Origin of the sequence: Nostoc sp. (assembly GCF_036919675.1) — a bacterium.
Lineage (GTDB): Bacteria > Cyanobacteriota > Cyanobacteriia > Cyanobacteriales > Nostocaceae > Nostoc.
Window position 1 is genome coordinate 105,876 of the sequence record NZ_JBALCP010000077.1, and the last position, 20,546, is coordinate 126,421.

Here is a 20,546-nt window from a genome sequence, read left to right on the forward strand (position 1 = left end):
CGGGGTGTTGTATGCGGTTGCGGTCACTCACGGTCATTTTTATTTCCTGTCTCATCATTTTTCTATCGTGGGTGATCACTCCCCCAGCTGTAGCGTTGACACAGATTAAATTATTTGATGTTTCTTATAAAGATTGTCCACCAGAACTAGCAGAAGGGGCTGTGAGCAGTAGTGGTAGCGCGGCTGCCAATTGCTTTATTGTCATTGGCAAAGCAGAAAATGCTACTAATAAAACAGCTTACGACGCAGATATTTTTGGACGCATCTATGATGCCAACAATGACTCGGTAATGCAAAACCGCACTCGCTTAGGTTCTATTACCGAAGTTCCACCAGGTATTAGCGATTTTGAATTGAGAATTTCTGTGCCTGCGAATCAGCCTACTCCATTGAAGCTGAAGCAGTTTAAAGCAGCGGGATTTAGCGGTCAAGTCCGGCGTTAAGAGATAAGTTAAATCAGTCTAGGCTAACCAGCCCAGACTGAAAATCTTTTAATTGAACGTTGAGCAAACTGCAAATTCTGCTTTATGCGTAGGCTTGTAGACCACCTATCAAACCACTTACAACTTGAAGCAGTATAATCGCTAACATTGGAGAAAAATCCATACCACCCAATGGGGGAATAACTCGGCGGAACAAATCCAGATAAGGGTCAGTTATCTGGCTCAAAGCAGAAAATGGCTGGTTATACCAGTTAATTGTCGGGAACCAGGTCAATAAAACCCGAATAATTAGCAAAGCAGTATAAATCTGGATGAAAGTAGCCAGAGTGGTAATCAGAAGGTACATGGATTTGTTGGTTTCCTACTAAGTGTCAAACGCGGTCTTATCTTTTAATTTTAATTTAGTCCATGTCATGGTGTTTGCCGATTCCACATTTACCACAGGAGACATTTTCACCACGCCTGAAAGAATTTCAGGACTCCTTAGTGAGGGAGCGGTCATTGGTTGCTTCCGGTGAACCACCATTCACATTACCTAGTTGCTTTCGGACTTCATCAATTGTGGCATTTAGCTGGGCAATTTTATCTTCTAGCGATCGCCGGGCCGTTTCTATGCCGATGTTCTCACTTTCGGAAGCTTTCATCTGACGCCGCTTGGCTGCTATTTTTCTAGCTTCGGCTTGGCTATCTGTCAGTTCTGTCTCCTCCTGTGCTATCAATTGGGGATCGCGTCGAGAAGCAATCAGTGCCCCGATGACACCGCCAAATACGCCACCGACAAACGCCCCTGCTACAAAACCACTGCCAAAACCATCTCGCTGACTCATATCTTTACCGCCTTCAACAAAGCTTGCAACTTTTACAGTAGTTATGCTATTTTCCTGCCCTAGCTGCATACTAGCTTAAGTCCCAAAGATGCGATCGCCTGCATCTCCCAATCCTGGTACAATATACCCCTTACTATTAACTGTTTCGTCAATAGTCGCCGTGTAAACTATTAAACCTGGATAAGCTGCACTCAGTTTTTGCAAAGCTGGTGGAGCCGCCACTACACAAACAATCCGTATCAGGGCTGGATCAGCACCTCGTTGTGTCAATTCTGCCATTGCAGTCATTATCGACCCTCCTGTTGCCAACATTGGATCGGTAATTAACACTAGTGTTTCCGGGTCAAATTTTTCTGGTAACTTGTTCAGATAACAATGAGGTTGCAGTGTCTCTTCATTTCGTGCCAAGCCAAGATGGTAAATCGATGCCAAAGGTAGTAAAGTCTGCGCTCCCTCAAGTAATCCTAGTCCAGCCCGCAGAATTGGCACTACCGCCATAGGCACTTGTGGATCAATCACAGTTGCTGGACAGGTATCCAAGGGACTCTGCACCGTTGTTTCTTGGGTCGGCAACCAGTCTCGCACAGCTTCATAAGTCAGCCATCTTCCCAACTCAGTCATGGCACTGCGAAATAATACTGAAGGCGTGCCAGCATCACGGGCAACTGCTAGCCAGTGTTTGATCAGGGGATGGGGTGGAACATAAACACGCAATTGTAGCGTCATAGTCAGAATTTGGCGCTTTTTTATTGTATTAGAACTGAAACACCATAATACTCTTTCCTGTATCCGGCTGACACCTAAAATTAATACTCTCAAATTTATTGATAAAAGTTTTCATTACTAGTTGACATACATTCTCAATCAAGGCTATATTGTTCTACAGTGTTCTCCTCTCTTTTAAGGATCGGCAGACGGGATTAGCCAGCAGCAGCAGGCTCGTCCCTCTTTTTTGTCATTGGGTATTGGAAAATAAACAAAGGACTAATGACAAAAGACAAAAATGCAAGATATTGATGCGATCGTGATTGGGTCTGGTATTGGCGGATTAGTAACAGCGACCCAGTTAGCGGCGAAGGGAGCAAAAGTGCTGGTACTGGAACGTTATTTGATTCCAGGTGGGAGCGCCGGTTATTTTGAACGCCAAGGCTATCGATTCGATGTTGGTGCATCGATGATTTTTGGATTGGGACAGAACGGTACTACTAACTTGCTCACCCGGGCATTATCAGCTGTAAATGTCAGCCAAGAAGCGATCGCAGATCCGGTGCAAATTCACTACCATCTACCCCAAGGTTTAAACCTGAAGGTTGACCGGGTTTATGAAAAATTTTTGCAAAATCTTACTGCTCATTTTCGCCATGAAGAACAGGGGATTCGTCGCTTTTATGACGAATGCCAAAAAGTATTCAAGTGCCTCAACAGCATGGATTTGCTGTCGCTGGAAGAACCTCGGTATCTACTGCGGGTATTTTTTCAACATCCTTTGGCGTGTCTCGGTTTAGTTAAGTATCTGCCTCAAAATGCTGGGGATTTTGCCAGACGCTACATCAAAGATCCCCAATTATTGAAATTTATCGATATGGAATGTTATTGCTGGTCAGTGGTTCCATCGGACATGACACCAATGATTAATGCTGGAATGGTCTTTTCTGACAGGCATTATGGCGGAGTGAACTATCCTAAAGGTGGAGTGGGACAAATTGCCCAAAAACTGGTAGAAGGTCTAGAGAAGGCTGGAGGTAAGATTCAGTACCAAGCTAGAGTCACGAAAATTCTCACAGAACAGGGAAAAGCGGTAGGTGTGCAACTGGCTAATGGTAAACTATATCGGGGTAAACGCATAGTTTCTAATGCTACACGCTGGGATACATTTGAACAATTACTACCAGCAGAAGAAATGCCATATAATGAGAAAAAATGGCAACAAAATTATCAAAAATCTCCAAGCTTCTTGAGTTTGCACATCGGGGTAAAAGAGTCAGTTTTGCCTGCGGGGTCAGAGTGCCACCATATTTTGCTAGAAGATTGGGAAAAGATGACAGCAGCAGAAGGCACACTTTTTGTTTCGATTCCCACATTACTTGACCCAGATTTAGCACCAAGTGGATATCATATCATTCATGCCTTCACGCCTCACTGGATTGATGATTGGCAAGAACTTTCTGTGAGTGAGTACGAAGCGAAGAAAGAAGAGGCGGCTTGGCGAATTATTGACCGTCTAGAGAAGATTTTTCCAGGCTTAGATGCTGGATTGGATTATCTAGAGGTAGGCACACCCCGCACCCATCGCCGCTTTTTGGGTCGTGAGGATGGCACATATGGGCCAATTCCCCGGCGCAAGTTGTGGGGGTTATTGAAGATGCCCTTTAATCGCACAGCTATTCCAGGACTTTATTGTGTAGGGGATAGTACCTTTCCGGGTCAAGGATTGAATGCAGTCGCTTTTTCTGGGTTTGCTTGCGCCCACCGCATTGCTGTGGATTTAGGATTTTAATACTTACGCACTTTACAAATTAATCATGGTACGCATTTACCAAAATAAGTCGTTTCAGGCTTTTATCAATCATTGTTTGATGGTAAATAGACCCGCGCTGTAGGGGCACAGTAATGCTCACTAGTGTCAACTTAAGCCGAAAGACCTTTTAAATCTCGTTTCTAGCCTCTGGCTGGAAATGCTTTTCAAAGTGGCTCTGCCGCGAGTAAAAGAGGCGACAGCCCCAAAATATGCATTCCCAGTCAGAGACTCTTAACAAGGGACTTCCAAATAAAAAAATATCCCAAAACTGACGCAAAAATCCTCTTTATTTCTCCTCTCTGTGTTCTCTGCATCTGGAGTGGTAGCCTGTGGCAAGCCGCTCCGCGTCTACGTTTATTTGGATAATTTATTTATTGGAAATCTCCAATGTAAACGAGGTAATTTTGAATCTTCAATATCATTATCCAAAATCCAAAATTTAAAATCTAAAATTCGGTGATTATAGGAATAGCCTCCGCAAAAAGCCTAATAAGCGGATAGCAAAATCTATGTTTACCTGAGTTTTACGTGCAGTGTTGATTTCTTGTAAAATTTTCTGCATCTGTGCTAGATTTTCTTGATTTATTCCGATGATACTAACATTTATAATCGCTGCTCTTACACTATTGAGAGTAAGTTTGCATTCGGTAAGCGCTAACTCTAACTTGTTTATTTGCTTCCAGTTTCTCTGATTTTGCGCGTTTAAAAGCTCAAATTGAAGCTGAGAGCGAATATCAAATAATTTTTCTTCTGTATTATTGAGTTGTTCTAAATTGATTTGATTGCCAGGGATTGCTTGAAAGTGAGAAATTATTTCTGCAAAAGTATCTAAAATATTATCGTTTGTCATGATTTATATATTCAGTTAAATTGTGAACATTTTTCATGACTAGTTGCACCCAAAACTTATTGGCATAATTGAGATGTTTGTGGTTGTATTTGTCTATTTCTAAGAGATATTTCTTTCATAAATTCTTTCAATACTTTATCTTCGTTTACTTCTTTTTCTAGAGTGTTAATCTTTATGAGTGTCAAGCTGTAGTCGTTACCACTGAAACTGGTAGCTACCCCAACAATCTGAGTAACTCTAGCAGCAAGAACTTCAAAGTTAAGATTAGGGTAATCATCAATAAGTTCTGATAGTTTTCTTCCAGTGTCAGCCGCTACCAAAAGTTTAAAGATAGATTCATTCAAACTTTGTTGTTCATAAAAATTAACTTTTCGCCACTCATCTATCTGTTTAGTAACTTGACGCTGAATTTCTTCTGCTTCTGGTTGTGAGGATATACTTAAATTTCTATACTGTTCACCAAGACGCTTTAGTTCAAAGCTAATGAGTACGCGTTCTGGATTGCTTGGTCTTGGCGGTCTTTCCTGAATTCTTTTGGCTAAAAGCAGCATCTTTACTGTTAAACATCGTGCCGGCTGGGCAGTTTTAGCAACTATCCTTGCACTTTCATAATCTATTGTTTCAAGCTTGTTAAATACCTCTGCCGCTGTGTCATATTCTGCTTTCAAATCATCGAGTACTTGATCAACATCTGATGGCTGGATACTTTGCTGACTTTCTCCTGTAATAATTCTATTTACTTCTCTAGGAATTTCAAATTGAATACTAGTATCATTTAGTAATCTTTCAATAACTAAATTATCATCTCTAGGTAGATCATCAAGTTGATAGATTTTCTTCACCGATGTAATAGCATCAGCCGCGCGATCGCGAAAATTCTCCGCAGTTACTTGCAGCATTGCTCTTTTTTGAGGCGTACAACCGCTGATCGTGAAACTGATAGTACAGGCTACTATCCAAAATTTCCATAAACTGAATTTCTGGATATGGGAAACTCTCATCGGCATACTTGACTAACTTTAGATATATTTGATACTTTTTAGCTACCATTAGATAATCCAGTATGGAAATAATTAAAAAGCTAACTGCGTCCGAATTAAATCTTTTTCTCAATTAGCTGCAATTTTCAGAGATACTATTCACTAACCTTGGAGGATCAGAGAATGCTCATATACTGGTTAAATTAAATACTTATAACAAATGCTTTTTCGTATAAACACATAAGTTACAAAACTTTTCATAATTGTGCTTTAATGGTGAGCGGTTTTTGTTTTCCAAGAATCTTCCTCACACACAAAGCGATTACCGATGCTCCTCACACACAAAGAAAACATTTTAAAATTTAGCTGGCTTCTACCCAGCTTCTTAAGCTTGTTTCTGTTTGGCTCCACTGTCAAAGCTACTGCGATCGCTAATTGGCATTTTGATAGCAATCGAAATCATCTGGATTTCACCACAGATGAAAATGTTCAACCCCAAGTACAATTATTTACCAACCCTACCCGTCTGGTAATTGATTTACCTGGAGTTACACTAGGATATCCACAGACTAGTCAAAGAGTGGGGTTAGTAATTAAAGACATTAGCATCGGGCAGTTAAACGCAGATACTACCCGCATGGTAGTTACCTTAACAGCCGATTACACTTTCGACCTAGCACAGGTGAAGCTGCAAGAGGAATCTGCAAATCATTGGTCTGTGCAGTTACCCAAACCAATACCACTGACTGCAACCCAGCCGAAATCTCTGGAAATAACTCCTAGTATTTTTCCAACAGTAAGTGATAACAGCACTCTGTTTGCTGGCGTGGTTCCCATGCATTTACCGATGAAAGTGCTGGAACCTCAAATTAAAGCCTTGATGAGTCGCTATAGTTTTCTCAAAACAGGAATGTTTTTCCTGGATTTGGGTACTGGGGATTATTTGGATATTGGAGGCGATCGCGTTTTCCCCGCTGCTAGTACGATTAAACTGCCAATTCTCATCGCCTTTTTCCAAGATTTAGATGCTGGTAAAGTCAGCCTAAATGAAATGCTCACCATGCGGCGTGACTTAGTAACTAATGGTTCTGGAACTATGCAGTATGAGCGAGTTGGCAAGAAATACACAGCTTTGGAAACCATCACTAAGATGATAACCATCAGTGACAATACCGCCACCAACATGATTATTGATCGCTTAGGTGGAGCGGCGCGACTAAATCAGCGCTTCCATAACTGGGGACTGAAAGACACAATAATTCGGCATCTTTTGGCTGACTTGAGAGGAACCAACACCACAAGTTCTCAAGATATGGCGCGAGTGCTGGCTTTAGTTGTGAATAACAAGCTAGTTTCTCCACAGAGTCGGGAGCAAGCCTTGGATATTCTGCGTCACACCACAATTCACACACTGCTTCCCGCAGGTTTAGGGAAAGGTGCAGTCATCGCTAACAAAACCGGAGATATCGGCTTTCTCATCGGCGATGCAGGATTTGTGACTATGCCAAATGGTAAGCGTTATCTGGCGGCTATCTTCGTGACACGTCCCTATAAGGACGCTAGAGGGAGAGACTTTATCCGTCAGGTTTCCCAGCTTGTTTATGATTACCTGAATCAACTGAATCCAGTTGCTGCGGTTGATTCGCCTAACGGTTTTATAACCACTCTTTAAACGTTAAGGTGATTTCTGATGAAAAAAATATCTATGTTGACGAGTTTCGACTTACCTCGGCTCCGCCCTTCTCTACGAGAGGCTGCGCCAACGACGTCGCTCAGGCTAAACTCGGCACGAGTCGCTCAACTCTCGATTACTCAGTTGGTTGAGCGTTCGCGTAGCGTCTCGCAGAGAAGTCGAAACCAACGGCTATGGTAATTTTATTACTAGAATTCACCTAAGTAACTGATGCAGGTGTAGGGTGTATTACGGCTTCCGTAACGCACCGAAAGCCTGAAATGATGCCGTACTCTCAGCGAGAACATACCCTACAACTACAGTGGTTTTATATTTGATTCAACCCACCTACTTGGATTAGATAATTGTAATTTTACTTGCTGCTTTCGTAGCTTTTTCCCTAGCCTCTTGGACATTTACACCTTTCGCTAAAGCTACTCCCATTCGCCGATATGGATGAGCATTAGGTTTACCAAATAATCTAATATCTACATCTTTTTCTGACAAAGCATCGGCTACACCACCAAAAGCAATAGAATCAGATTTTTCGGAAGCTAAAATTACTGCACTGGCTGATGCTCCTAGCTGTTCTATATGAGGAATTGGCAAGTCTAAAATAGCTCTTAAATGTAGTTCAAATTCATTGAGATTTTGTGATATTAATGTCACCATACCCGTATCGTGAGGTCTGGGAGAAAGTTCAGAAAAAATTACTTCATCTTTGGTAATGAAAAACTCAACACCAAAAATTCCGACTCCTCCTAAAGCATCAGTGACTTTTATGGCAATTTCTTGAGCTTTTAATATCTTGTCTTCAAAAATTAGTGCGGGTTGCCACGATTCTTGATAATCGCCTCGTTCTTGGCGATGACCAATAGGAGAACAGAAAATAGTGGGTGCATTCCGCTGTTTAATTGTCAGTAAAGTTATCTCAATTTCAAAGTTAATGAATTCTTCTACGATTACCTTTTGACTGTCTCCTCTAGAATTAGCGATCGCATAATTCCAAGCTTTCTCAACTTCACTTTTTTCTTGCACCACAGACTGACCTTTACCAGAGGATGACATCACAGGTTTAACAACATTACTAAACCCAATTTCATCTGAAACTGCAATCAATTCTTCTAGAGTTGTTGCATAACCATATTTAGCCGTTCTGATGTCTAATCTTTGATGTACCAGTTCCCGAATTCTATCGCGATTCATTGTATAGTTAGTAGCAGCCGCAGTCGGGATAACTGTAATCCCTCGCTGTTCAAATTCGATCAGTTTTTCTGTTCTGATTGCTTCAATTTCTGGTATAATAATATTTGGCTGATGTTTTGTCACTACAGCTTCTAAATCATCAGCACTGAGCATAGAAATAACTTCATAAGCATCAGCAACTTGCATCGCTGGAGCATTAGCGTAGCGGTCAACGGCAATCACATAATTACCAAGACGTTGAGCAGCGATCGCAAATTCCTTACCTAGTTCTCCTGAACCCAGCAACATCAATTTTTGGGGCAACTTAATACTCATTAACTTATCCAGGTCAATCTCAATTTAATCATCTTATAATTTTGTGTGTTTTAATTACCATCTTCTCAAGAATTAAATATAGCTCCGCGCAGTTGTAAATCTTGATGTTGTAGCTGAGTTAAACCAGTACCTACGCCAAGCTGACACTTATCCACTAGAGTCTCTAACCAAATAGTTTCGTTGAGAGTTGCACCTCGTAAATTTGCGTTTCTCAAATCGGCTTTCGTAAAATTTGCAAATAAAAGGTCTGCATTTACTAAACTGCTACCTTGCAGATTTGCTCCTGATAAATTTCCTCGGATGAAGTTTACCCCATCTAAAATTAAACTAGATAAATCTGCTCCAATAAGATTAGGAAACTTTAGCTGACTTGGAAATTTAAAAAACCGCATTATACAGATAATGTTTGCTTCATTTAGGCGTATTTTGGTTAAAAATTCATAACGAGCTATACCCAGCTCATTAAGAATTTGTAGACGCTGTGGGGGACTTTGTTCTAAAAACTGAATAGCTGTGTAACGGAGGTCTTGAATCGGGAGATTTAGCATAATTTTTAGATAGTCGTCATATTTGTGCAGATTAAAAATTTAACCGACAATTTAGGCAAATAATAGATAATATAGCAGCCTGAAATCATTCATGAAAAACAAGATACCCGACAACTTTTACGAAGTCGGGGGTCTAACATATCTCAACTACTTTCCTAATGTCTTGCTAACAATGCTTTCGTAGCAGATTCGCCTGCTAATTTCACCTGCCTTGTCAACTGGAAGTTTAACAACGCTAGAACACTCAAATCAGCTAACAGTGCCATAAAAACTGTTGTCACCCCAGCAGATTCTACAGCTGCCCAAGGAAAAGTTGTAAACATCCATACAGTAGAATGTTTCCACGAGGAGATACCGATAAATTCTAGAATCATCGGTGGTAGGAACACGGCTGCACTTAAAGTCCCAATTGCCCAGAAAGAACGCTTAGGAGTTTTCAGCAAAAGTATCAATTGGGCGATGGTAGCGTAAATCATCATTAAGTTGATAGACAAAGCTATAGTTAAAAGCACTTTAAACCTGTCAATCTCGTTAACGATCCAAGTTCGGCCATCGTTTGCGTCAACAACAGATGTAAGTGAAAGCCAAACTAACCAGGGAATAGTAACAATTGTTAAATTAATTGCGATCGCCACGAGTGCAGGGCTTTTTTCGGCCCAGATTAGATCCTGCCAAACACTCTTGTGGCTAGAAACTCCCTGATGTCGATATCTTGCCCAATCTTGTACATCTTGCCGGTGAGGGGAAAGAACCGCAATTAAACTTAAAATCAACACCAAGTTGTACAGTGCTAGCAAAACGAAATTTTCCCCAATCTGTTCATCCCATGTGTAATTATTTTTACCATTTTGTAGGGTAAATCCCCATATCATCAATTGGTAAAAAGCTACTAAAAAATAACTTTGCTTCTTGCTGATTATTGATATTTTAGGATTACGGAAGCAACGTTTAAGAGCTTGCAAAATAGCGTAACTGCACAATCCCAAATTTAACAAATGGAAGCCAACAACACTAACAAAAGTTGTCCCTAATGGTAAATAGAAAAACTGCCAGTTTTTCAGGGGAGAACCATTTGATAGATTGAACAAGTTAGGAAATAAATAATTTGTTGTATCCCAAGCACTAAAAAGTCTAAACCAAACAGTTGAATTATTTAAAGTATTGCTAGAAGACGATGCTAGCACCATCGTTGTGAATAAAAAAATGAAAACTGCACCACTACCTAACCAAGGCTGAAAACCACTAAACCAACGACTAACTAAGCCAAACAGTAGTGCAGCACTGTAGAAGAAAATACAACTTGCAGCGAGAATAGCATAGTAACTCAAAATGTAACTAAAGGCAATTTTGGCAGAACGGCCAGCCCACAAATGTAAAGGAACTGCTACTAAGATGATGAGATAAATTAAACTCGGAACTCCTAGTAACTTGCCAGTCAATATACTTGTTTCTGATTGGGGACTGAGACGGATGAAATTCAGCGTACCGCGAGTTTCTTCTTTAGCTAAATCGTTAATTAGCAAATAAGTTCCTGCAACTAATAGTGTAAATACAAAAATTACACTAAATGTTAGAAATATATATTCCCAGTGGTTTTGCCACCACAACTCCCAATCAATTTCGTTTTGAGGACAATAATTATTTGAAAGGAAATCATTTAAATCAGCAATTTGAGATTGATTTGATTGCCGATAAACCCCATTTTGTTGCTGTTCGTATAGTTTACGCAAACGACAGTATGTACCAGTTAGTGAGTATTTATCATCAGGAAACTCCCGTAACTGATATAAAAAAACTACCAGTTGCAGCAGTAAGGATGTTGCAACTGCGATCGCTACATTAAAAAATTTCAGCCGTCCTTTGAGTTCTCGTAATAGTTGCGGATTCCAATCGCCAATATTGTCTATTAAATTGGGCATCATAGGAAAAAATTCTCCAAAAATGGGGAGTGATATTTATTGACGGATCAAGATGCTTGTTTGTGACCTAATTTTAGGAAAATACTTTCTAAGTCTTCTTGCGTACAGTGAAAATCAGTCAGAGTAATGCCTGCTTTGATCAGCGATCGCAACAACTCAGCACTATCTTCTTCTTTCCCCGAAAAATTTACCCGCACGCTATTTTTTCCTGGAATCACCTCCCACTCTTCCACTAAATGATGATGTTTCAATTCCCTTAAAAGCGCCTCTAGGTTTCCCAAAGTTGATATCACAATTTGCTGATGGGCAAGACGTTGATAAAGTTGTTGTAACGAGGTACTTTCTACCAAAAAGCCAAGTTCCATAATTCCCACAGAAGTACACAGTTCCGCTAAATCACTGAGAACGTGGGAGGAAATTATTACAGTCATCCCAGCTTCTTGCAAAGCCTTAATGATTTCGCGAAAGTGCATCCTAGCAATGGGGTCAAGTCCTGAAACAGGCTCGTCCAGTAGTAGTAAAATCGGTTCGTGGATAATAGTTCGCGCTAAACTTAAGCGCTGTTTCATCCCGCGTGACAGAGTAACTATTTGGCTATGGCGTTTATTACCAAGTTGGATTAGTTCTAAAACTTCATGCAACCGTTGAGTGCGGCGTGGTTCTCGCAAACGATACAGACGCGCAAAATAATCTAGGTAGTCCCAGACTGTCAGATCCTCATACAGCGGGTAGTCATCGGGTAAGTAGCCTAGACGACGCTTAAGTTTGGAATTACTCTTGTCACGGAGTAGGCGATCGCCATTAATATAAATCTCACCCGTAGTTGGTTCCTCAGCAGTTGCCAACATGCGGATGAGAGTTGTTTTACCCGCACCATTCGGCCCAATCAGTCCATATACTTCCCCCGCCTGGATTTCTAAATCAACATCATTGACAGCAATGTGCCGGTCAAATTGCTTAGTTAGTCCACGGGTGCAAATTGCTAATTCTTTTACCATCGCTGCTGGGGTGCGGCTTGTGATTAACACTTAACCTAACCTCTTACTACAACTTCTGTCAGGCTTGTTTCAGAAATTGAAACTGGCTTTAAGGGACTTCCAAAGAATAAATTATCCCAAGAAAATCAAGAAACAATATTTACTTGATAATGATAATCATTAAAAAAGGGTTCAATAAGCTGGAAATTAGTCTCATTAATAGCTGCTTTTTGACATAGGTTGAGGGTAGACGCTTTGCGGCTTGCCGTAGACATCGCTTTGAAGCTGGGAAAATAAATCAAACGCGAAATGCTGATTTTTTCGTTGGTTCTTAACGTTGGTTGTGATCAAGAGTAATTTAGATGCGTTTGCCCTGGATTGTTGGGTTTATCCGAAAAGTATTGGGTTAGCAGGAGCGATCGCTATGGTTTTTGGTCAAATTAAATCTATGAAAATCATAACTTCCACTTGCCCTAAAGGCTTGAGGGCTATGACCCACTATGCCCTGTTAAAGCAATTTATACAGCTATATATCAAAAATCTTAAAAATCAGATTCATTTACAGCAAAGTTTATAAGTATGAAGAATTTGGCTTAAAGAACTGCCTCTTCGTTGAAAAGCTGGAGACATGATACCAAGCGTTAGAAATTTGACATAAGTTGAATCAGGGGAATACGAATAATAAACTCAGCACCAACTCCTGGTTGGGAAATGCATTCTAAAGAACCGCGATGTTTTTGTGTGATAATTTGGTAACTAATAGCCAGTCCCATCCCTGTACCTTGTCCAACAGGCTTGGTCGTAAAAAAGGGATTAAATATTTGCTTTAAAGTATCTTCTGGTATTCCTAGCCCATTGTCGGCAATGCTAATAGTGACTTGATCTGGTTCTAGCAATTGGGTGCGAATATAAATTCGGGGATTATCCATTTTATTGTATTTTTTTGTTGTCCACCGACCTTTAACTGCTGAATCTTCTAAAGCATCGAGTGCATTCACTAAAATATTCAGAAATACTTGGTTTAACTGCCCAGGATAACATTCAACTAAGGGGAGGCTACCGTATTCTTTGATCACCTCAATTTGTCGGCGCTGGTTAGCAGGGTTGAGGCGGGTTTGAATGATCATTATCGTACTATCAATTCCCTCATTAATATCAACTGCTTTCATTTCAGCCTCGTCTAAGCGTGAGAAAGTCCGCAGGGAAAGAACAATATCTCGAATCCGCTCTGCTCCCATGATCATCGATTTGAATAATTTGGGAAAGTCTGACCTTAAAAAATCTAGTTCAATGAAATTTGTAAACTCCTCAATTGCCTTGATTGATTGGGGATAATGTGTTTGGTAGATATCTAATAGTGAAAATAAATTTTGGGTGTATTCATCAGCTGATTTCAGATTGCCGTAAATAAAGCTAACTGGGTTGTTAATTTCATGGGCAATTCCAGCCACTAATTGCCCCAAACTGACCATTTTCTCATTTTGAATTAACTGAGCTTGAGCCTGCTGTAAGTCTTTGAGAGCTGCGGCGAGTTCTTCTTTCTGACTTTGAGTTTGTTTGAGTAATTCCGCTTGCTGTAATGCTACACCTAGCTGAGAAGCAATTTGGCTAAGTATATATACTTCATCTGTTTGCCATTTTCGAGGTGCATCGTTTTGGTAAACTGCTAGCAGTCCCCAAAGTTGTTGACTTTGATAAATACCAGTAATCACGTAAGCTCTTGCCTGGCATTGATCTAAAATTTTTAGGTAGCACTTACTAAAGCCAGCAGTGTAAACATCGTGACAAACACGATAAGTTTCATTTTGAGAAAAGCGTCCTCCCTGTGTGTTTTGTAAATAAGTATCCACAATTGGAGGAATAGATAAATTTTTCAAGCTACATTCGCTGACATTTTCTACTATTTCTGGTTGATCCACTTGCTGCTGAATTAGAGGTAACCACCCTTGTGCCAAGGATTCAGAGACAAATGTTCCACTCCAATCTGGATTGAAACGATATAAAATTACGCGGTCAGAGTTGAACAATTGTCTAATTTCTTGAGTAGTTGTCTCAAAAATATATTCTAAGTCAAGAGATTGACGGATTTTTTCAACTGTGATAGCAACAATCCTCTGAGAATTTGCTGCTTTGAGTGCTTCTATTTGTAGTAGTTCTACAGGCTGAGAACTGGCTTTTTCTAAGTTTTTATTGGGCTGTAACATAATTTTAGATAATAGTTTAAGATAATTAACAATCAGTCTAGTATTAAAGTTTTAAAAAGGAAACTGGCGGCAAATCTAAGCCTTGATTGTGTGAAGCCATAATTAAACTAGACGCAACAAAAATCAACTCTTACCTATAGTTCCCTTGTTCTGCTTCAAAATTAAAATTCTACTGGGAAATTGCAGTGTAATTGACTCAGTAACACTACAAGTATAGTACATACTAGTATATATACTATTAGTACTCAAGGTATCGGGTTAACGGATACCCTTATTTAATCGCATTGCTCCCGAGTAGGGAGATTATGTAAAGCTGCTTTGAGTCATGGGCATTATTTACCACTATCTTCAACAAAGTTTTAAATAATACTAATAATTAGTTGGTTACTACTGGGAATACTAAAGCTAGAAATCTTCATTGCGTCCCGAAGCCGTACCGATGACGTATGCGCCTTTTGCTTTGGCAAGTTGAACAGCCAGCGAACCGACTCCGCCTGAGGCACCGGTGATCAAAATTCGTTGACCGCTGCTGATCTGGGCTAAATCAAAAAGCGCCTGCCATGCGGTCAACGCGCCAAGTGGAATCGCCGCCGTGTTCTCGAAATCGAGACTTCGGGGTTTAGCCGCAATATCCCCTATTTTGGCAATCGCGTATTCGGCGAAACCTCCAGAGCGGATGATGCCGTAGACCGCATCATCTTCTTTGAAACCGCTGACATCATCGCCGATTCTTTCGATTGTTCCAGCAATCTCGCCGCCGAGCACGATGGGTAGTTTCAGACCGAGCCTTTCGCCCGAACCGTTGCGGATTTTCCAGTCAACCGGATTAACCCCTGCGACGTGAACTTTCACCAAAACTTCGTCCGCCTTCGGCTCTGGGCGTTCGACATCAGCATAATTTAGAACGTCATCATTGCCGTAGGCTTTAATTACTATTGCTTTCATTTTCCTCGCTCCTGTTTAATTCAATAGGTATGGCAGAATTGGCTCATCATTCATAACAATCTGCGGCAAGTCGCCAAGCCGCGCGCCGCAGTCCAACCCTCCAGCCGTCAGCGGTGGGCTGGTAATTTCTCTCCTCTTGCCACACCTCTGGTCTACCGAGCCGCCCAACTATTATTTAGACTGACTGTTTGCGTCTAATTGTCCAGATCCGGGTATTAGACCGAAATTCGTCGTCCTAAGATCCCGATACAGCGATTTAGGCTGTACTTAAAGTTGATGATAATAACTCATTCTAATATCTATAGCAATTCTATTTGAGTTATGAAAATTATCGAACCGCCTTCTCTACAAGACGCGTACTGTATACCCTTCTTGCGCGACAATGGCTCAAGTAGCTCGTGTATGGAGAGAAAATAGTCTAATAAGATTGTTCAGCTTGATTATCTGCGTGCTGGTCAACGACTATAAGACTATCTATTCCTAAAGAGGTTACAGGTGTCAAGCAAAAAAATAGGTTTTTGGTCTGTGTGGGCATTGGGTGTAGGAGGCATTGTCGGTGGACTTTTTCCAGCGCTGGGAGTTGTAATCCAAATAGCTGATGCAGGCGCACCACTAGCATTTGCGATCGCAGGGACAATAGCTTTGATAACTACTTATGCTTATGCAAAACTTTCCGTTGCTCATCCATGTCGAGGCGGGACAGTAACCTTCTTAAACCAGGCTTTTGGTCTAGGGCTGTTTAGTGGGACACTGAATCTTCTACTATGGTTTAGCTATATAGTCATGCTTTCTTTTTACTTGCAGGCTTTTGGTAGTTATGGAATTAGCCTGTTCACAGAGTCTACTCAACCTATTTGGAAGCACTTACTCATTAGCTTGGCAATTTTAGGGACAACTGGACTAAATCTACTGACTGCCAATTATATTGGTAAATCTCAAATCTGGATTGTCAGCTTCAAACTGGGGATTTTGATCCTGTTCATTATTATGGGGAGCAGTCATATCGACTTTTCCCGTCTAGCACCAGTCTCAGTGTCGTCGCTACAGTCAATTTTCGCAGGAGCAATGGTAATTTTCTTGTCTTATGAAGGCTTTGAGCTAATCGCCAATACAGCAGAGGATCTTGTCAATCCCAAGTACACTTTGCCACGAGTTTATTACTCTGTAATCGGGTTCGTTATTTTGCTTTACGTTTTAATAGCACTCGTCACATTGGGAGCAGAACCAATAGAACAGATATTGGCAGCAAGAGACTATACTTTGGCTGAGGTTGCCAAACCAATTATGGGGCAATTCGGATCTGTTTTGATGACTATTGCTGCTCTTTTATCAACTCTCTCAGCTAGTAACGCAACACTCTACGGTTCAGCTCGTTTTAGCTCTGTTATTGCTAAATCTAGGGGGTTTGACTCTGGCAGCGAAATAAATGGCCGTGACCAATCTTCAATTGGCTTATTTATTACTAGTGGTATGACTCTAATAATCGCCAATTTCTTTGATATAAGTCGGATCTCAACGATGGGTAGTGCCGGGTTTCTCCTGATATTTGCTGCGGTTAATTTAGCTAATGCTCGGATGCATCGTTATACCAAAAGTAAGCGGTGGATTTCACTTCTAGGTGTTGGGATATGTTTGCTAGCACTAGGAATGTTAATTTGGTTTGCTTTGCAAACAGATCCACAAACCGTCTGGGTTTTAGTGTTCATGGTAGGAGTAGCCATAGGTATCGAAGTAATCTACTACTTGTCCAAGAACCGACAGTTACACCTTTGAAGAAGCTTTGCTCAAATCTAGGACGCATTTCAAAAGTGAATCTGGGAACAGATATGTTGATTAGTCTGACTTTGTTTTTCCTGGTTTTCCTTTCCTCGTTTTGGCCATTGGGGGCGAATACCTCGGAAAGCATAGGGCAGCACGTTTTTCTTTGGATCAAAAGAGCCGCACCCAAATAAATTAAAAACTCCATCGGTACATTTTGCTAGGTATGATATTTAATCTGCAAGCATTTACCGAGTAAAAACCAGCTATGACCCAGAACTACCGGATTACTCTACTCCCCGGCGATGGCATTGGCCCTGAAATTATGGCAGTGGCGGTAGATGTGCTGAAAGTCGTAGGGAAGCAATTTGATCTGAAGTTTGAATTCCAAGAAGCCCTCATTGGTGGTGCAGCAATTGACGCTACAGGCGAACCCCTACCATCTGCCACTCTAGAGACTTGCCGTAACAGTGATGCTGTGTTACTAGCCGCCATTGGTGGTTATAAGTGGGATTCCCTGCCATCTAATTTACGCCCAGAAGCAGGTTTGTTAGGATTACGTGCAGGTTTGGGATTATTTGCCAATTTGCGCCCAGCGAAAATTTTGCCCCAGCTAATCGACGCCTCGACTTTGAAACGTGAAGTTGTGGAAGGCGTGGATATTATGGTGGTGCGCGAACTCACTGGTGGAATTTACTTCGGTAAACCTAAAGGGATTTTTGCCACAGAAACTGGTGAGAAACGCGGTGTAAATACAATGGTTTACACAGAATCCGAAATTGAACGTATCGGGCGGGTGGCCTTTGAAGCAGCGCAAAAACGTGGCGGAAAACTTTGTTCAGTAGATAAGGCAAACGTATTAGAAGTATCTCAGTTGTGGCGCGATCGCATCACCCAACTTAGTACGGAATATCCGGATATCGAACTCTCTCATCTATATGTAGATAATGCTGCTATGCAGTTGCTACGCGCTCCCAAGCAGTTCGATACCATCGTCACAGGCAATTTGTTTGGTGATATTCTCTCTGATGCTGCTGCCATGCTCACGGGTAGTATTGGGATGTTACCCTCGGCTAGTTTGGGCGCTTCAGGGCCTGGTGTGTTTGAACCAGTTCATGGTTCCGCCCCAGATATTGCCGGACTTGATAAGGCAAATCCTCTAGCACAGGTTTTGAGTGCGGCGATGATGTTACGCTACGGTTTAGACCAGCCAAAAGCAGCAGATCACATCGAACAAGCCGTATTGCAAGTTTTAGAGCAAGGCGATCGCACCGGGGATATAATTTCTCCAGGAAAAAATCTCTTGGGTTGCCGTGCTATGGGCAACGCACTGATTCTAGCTCTTGAAACAAAATAATTTTATTGTAATTAAGCATAGCGTTTGGGACCCCTACCTCCACAGGTAGCTAAGTTTTCAAGTGGGGTCTAAATCCCCTTTCTGTTACAGAATTGCGAATTACGAGTTTTTAAAATGCAACCTGGGCAATTTGGCAACCTTTGCTATAAGTTTCGGGTAGACTAGAGGGAAATCTAGCAATCAAAGAACAGTCGATAGTGTACGCATTACGACAAGGTCAAGTAAATTTTACCGCCCCGAAGAACCAATCGCCTTTGATTGATCCCGCTGTAATCAGAGCTGCTGGGCAGATATACTATACTCACTGTGAAGTACATCCCGAAATAGCTGGGCAACCTTCCGGTGTAGCAATTAATCGTGTGAATCATCGAGGTAAGGTTATTTTTACTAACCAACCAGTTCTCTTACCTCAAGAATGTTTTGTGCCCTTGAGTCAAATTGAATCGCATATGTATTAGTCATTGGTCATTGGTCATTAGTCATTAGTCATTAGTCATTGGTTAAGAGTCAATATTGATTAACTCTCGACAAATGACAAAAGATAAACGACAAATGACACAGGACAAATGATAAAGGACTATATGGACATTTTGTTCGCCGTTTTGGCGGGTGTAATGGTCTTCGCTTTGGGTGCATCTATTGGCAGTTTTATCAACGTTATTGTTTATCGGCTACCTGCTGGATTATCAATTCTTTGGCCGCCTTCTCGTTGTCCTCATTGCTTAAACCAGCTAAAAGCTTACGATAATGTACCAGTATTTGGTTGGATTTCGTTAAGAGGGCGGTGTCGATATTGCAAAAGCAAAATTTCTGTCCGTTATCCTGTAGTAGAAGGGGTAACGGGCATAATTTTTTTACTGGTTTTTTTAGTATTTCAAGTTTCGACTTTAACAATAGGCTATTGGGCTTTTTGTAGTTGGTTATTGGCGCTATCGCTTATCGACCTAGATACAATGACTCTACCCAATCCACTTACTCAGTCGGGTTTGGTGGTAGGGATTTTGTTTCAAATGGTGGTTGGTTTTTTACCAGAGGCTAGTTCGGTAACATTGGTAAATCACCTGATGATGGCGATAGTTGGTGCAGTATTGGGTTTATGGATGTTTGATGCGATCGCCATATTGGGTTCAATTGCCTTTGGTAAAGCTGCAATGGGTGCAGGTGACGCCAAGTTAGCAGCCATGATGGGAGCCTGGTTAGGCTGGAAATATTTGCTCTTGGCTAGTTTTATTGCCTGTGCGCTGGGCGCATTAGTTGGCAGCGGTGTTATTATGCGTAGACGCAAAGCCCTGACTCAAGAGACATCGCGACAAAGGTTAGGACAAAAGATGCCTTTTGGCCCTTTTCTGGCTTTAGGATCTGTGATTACCCTGTTTAGCGGCGAAGCCATTTTGTCTAGCTACCTGCGGTTATTTTTTCCAGCCTCTTGAATTGGAGTGAGGATTGGGGAAAAGGCAGGGGAGCAGAGGGCAAGGGGGCAGGGGGAGAATAAAAAATTATCTCTTTCTCCTCTGCTCCCAGCAAGAACTGCCCCTCTGCCTCTTCCCAATGCCCAATGCCCTTACATAAGAAATATTTATAATTAGTGACTGTAACCAGCATTACCCCATCTGCCCTTCATATTTTGATAATATTCAGCTTGTGACTTGTATTACCCTCTTAACGACGATTAACCGTTGGCAAGCACAACTAGTGCAATAGATGCTGGTTGTTCATAACCTAGCAATACGAATAATTGATTTGGGTGGGAGGGGAGAGCATCTTATTTGGAGGTTGGTATTCTCATGGCTTTGTCAGTACGTCCATATAATTAAGTCTGCTGAAATAAAGCACTAAGAGACTTGTATTGGCATAAGTATTTTCGTTAAGCTGGCAACCAAAGATGAAAATTAAGGTCTGAATTGCTTAAAAGCGAAGTTTGACGATGTAGTCATGAGTCATTAGTAAAGATAAATGACAAAAGACTAAGGACAACCCGATACGGTTTGACATGTTTTCGACCTCATACCCACTTAAAATAAAATAAA

Annotated in this window: 19 protein-coding genes; 7 read left to right on the plus strand and 12 right to left on the minus strand. The window is 41.2% G+C overall.

Annotated features, from left to right (window positions below):
* Nucleotides 1-11: 11 nt before the first annotated feature.
* Nucleotides 12-443, plus strand: a complete 432-nt coding sequence (locus V7K49_RS16280; protein ID WP_334870077.1) for a biotin carboxylase — start codon at nt 12-14, stop codon at nt 441-443.
* Between the two features lie 82 nt (nt 444-525).
* On the opposite strand, the gene V7K49_RS16285 is transcribed toward V7K49_RS16280, so the two are convergent.
* From V7K49_RS16285 to upp, 3 genes are all read right to left on the minus strand, one after another.
* Nucleotides 526-789 (minus strand): YggT family protein, encoded by a 264-nt coding sequence (locus tag V7K49_RS16285; RefSeq protein ID WP_334870075.1) that lies wholly within the window; start codon nt 787-789, stop codon nt 526-528.
* Between the two features lie 127 nt (nt 790-916).
* Nucleotides 917-1,270 carry a hypothetical protein gene (locus tag V7K49_RS16290; RefSeq protein WP_334870432.1) on the minus strand — a complete coding sequence of 118 codons (354 nt, stop codon included), beginning with the start codon at nt 1,268-1,270 and terminating at the stop codon, nt 917-919.
* Between the two features lie 75 nt (nt 1,271-1,345).
* Entirely contained in the window at nt 1,346-1,996 is a 651-nt protein-coding gene (gene upp, locus V7K49_RS16295; protein ID WP_334870073.1) for a uracil phosphoribosyltransferase, read from the minus strand.
* A gap of 277 nt (nt 1,997-2,273) precedes the next feature.
* Here upp and crtH point away from each other — a divergent pair, with 277 nt between their 5' ends.
* On the plus strand, nt 2,274-3,767 hold the full coding sequence (gene crtH, locus V7K49_RS16300) for a carotenoid isomerase (protein ID WP_335206442.1): 1,494 nt from the start codon (nt 2,274-2,276) through the stop codon (nt 3,765-3,767).
* Nucleotides 3,768-4,248: 481 nt separating this feature from the next.
* On the opposite strand, the gene V7K49_RS16305 is transcribed toward crtH, so the two are convergent.
* From V7K49_RS16305 to V7K49_RS16315, 3 genes are read right to left on the minus strand one after another with little or no spacing between them, the layout of a single operon-like run.
* Nucleotides 4,249-4,638 carry a hypothetical protein gene (locus V7K49_RS16305; protein ID WP_335206443.1) on the minus strand — a complete coding sequence of 130 codons (390 nt, stop codon included), beginning with the start codon at nt 4,636-4,638 and terminating at the stop codon, nt 4,249-4,251.
* Between the two features lie 56 nt (nt 4,639-4,694).
* Entirely contained in the window at nt 4,695-5,537 is an 843-nt protein-coding gene (locus V7K49_RS16310; RefSeq protein ID WP_335206444.1) for a hypothetical protein, read from the minus strand.
* Nucleotides 5,494-5,688 (minus strand): hypothetical protein, encoded by a 195-nt coding sequence (locus tag V7K49_RS16315; RefSeq protein ID WP_334870063.1) that lies wholly within the window; start codon nt 5,686-5,688, stop codon nt 5,494-5,496. The genes V7K49_RS16310 and V7K49_RS16315 overlap by 44 nt, the downstream gene beginning before the upstream one ends.
* A 258-nt stretch (nt 5,689-5,946) precedes the next feature.
* On the opposite strand from V7K49_RS16315, the gene V7K49_RS16320 reads away from it, so the two are divergent.
* Nucleotides 5,947-7,290, plus strand: a complete 1,344-nt coding sequence (locus V7K49_RS16320) for a serine hydrolase (protein ID WP_335206446.1) — start codon at nt 5,947-5,949, stop codon at nt 7,288-7,290.
* Between the two features lie 357 nt (nt 7,291-7,647).
* Here V7K49_RS16320 and purT read toward each other — a convergent pair whose 3' ends face one another.
* From purT to V7K49_RS16350, 6 genes are all read right to left on the minus strand, one after another.
* A complete protein-coding gene (gene purT, locus V7K49_RS16325; RefSeq protein WP_335206448.1) occupies nt 7,648-8,811 on the minus strand; it encodes a formate-dependent phosphoribosylglycinamide formyltransferase in 1,164 nt (387 codons plus the stop codon).
* Between the two features lie 65 nt (nt 8,812-8,876).
* On the minus strand, nt 8,877-9,359 hold the full coding sequence (locus V7K49_RS16330; RefSeq protein ID WP_335206449.1) for a pentapeptide repeat-containing protein: 483 nt from the start codon (nt 9,357-9,359) through the stop codon (nt 8,877-8,879).
* 155 nt (nt 9,360-9,514) lie between these two features.
* Nucleotides 9,515-11,281 carry an ABC transporter permease subunit gene (locus tag V7K49_RS16335; protein ID WP_335206450.1) on the minus strand — a complete coding sequence of 589 codons (1,767 nt, stop codon included), beginning with the start codon at nt 11,279-11,281 and terminating at the stop codon, nt 9,515-9,517.
* A 44-nt stretch (nt 11,282-11,325) separates the two neighbouring features.
* Nucleotides 11,326-12,276 (minus strand): ABC transporter ATP-binding protein, encoded by a 951-nt coding sequence (locus V7K49_RS16340; protein ID WP_334870430.1) that lies wholly within the window; start codon nt 12,274-12,276, stop codon nt 11,326-11,328.
* A gap of 620 nt (nt 12,277-12,896) precedes the next feature.
* The gene (locus tag V7K49_RS16345; RefSeq protein ID WP_335206451.1) at nt 12,897-14,459 is read right to left on the minus strand and encodes a GAF domain-containing sensor histidine kinase; all 1,563 of its coding nucleotides are present in this window, start codon (nt 14,457-14,459) and stop codon (nt 12,897-12,899) included.
* A gap of 405 nt (nt 14,460-14,864) precedes the next feature.
* Nucleotides 14,865-15,404 (minus strand): NADP-dependent oxidoreductase, encoded by a 540-nt coding sequence (locus V7K49_RS16350; RefSeq protein WP_335206453.1) that lies wholly within the window; start codon nt 15,402-15,404, stop codon nt 14,865-14,867.
* A gap of 495 nt (nt 15,405-15,899) precedes the next feature.
* On the opposite strand from V7K49_RS16350, the gene V7K49_RS16355 reads away from it, so the two are divergent.
* From V7K49_RS16355 to V7K49_RS16370, 4 genes are all read left to right on the plus strand, one after another.
* Complete coding sequence (locus V7K49_RS16355) at nt 15,900-17,177, plus strand: APC family permease (protein WP_335206455.1); 1,278 nt, start codon at nt 15,900-15,902, stop codon at nt 17,175-17,177.
* A 253-nt stretch (nt 17,178-17,430) separates the two neighbouring features.
* A complete protein-coding gene (gene leuB / locus V7K49_RS16360; protein WP_273765988.1) occupies nt 17,431-18,519 on the plus strand; it encodes a 3-isopropylmalate dehydrogenase in 1,089 nt (362 codons plus the stop codon).
* A 197-nt stretch (nt 18,520-18,716) separates the two neighbouring features.
* A complete protein-coding gene (locus V7K49_RS16365; protein ID WP_094329947.1) occupies nt 18,717-18,977 on the plus strand; it encodes a hypothetical protein in 261 nt (86 codons plus the stop codon).
* Between the two features lie 123 nt (nt 18,978-19,100).
* Nucleotides 19,101-19,949, plus strand: coding sequence for a prepilin peptidase (locus V7K49_RS16370; protein WP_335206564.1), 849 nt, complete (start codon nt 19,101-19,103; stop codon nt 19,947-19,949).
* Nucleotides 19,950-20,546: the final 597 nt, after the last annotated feature.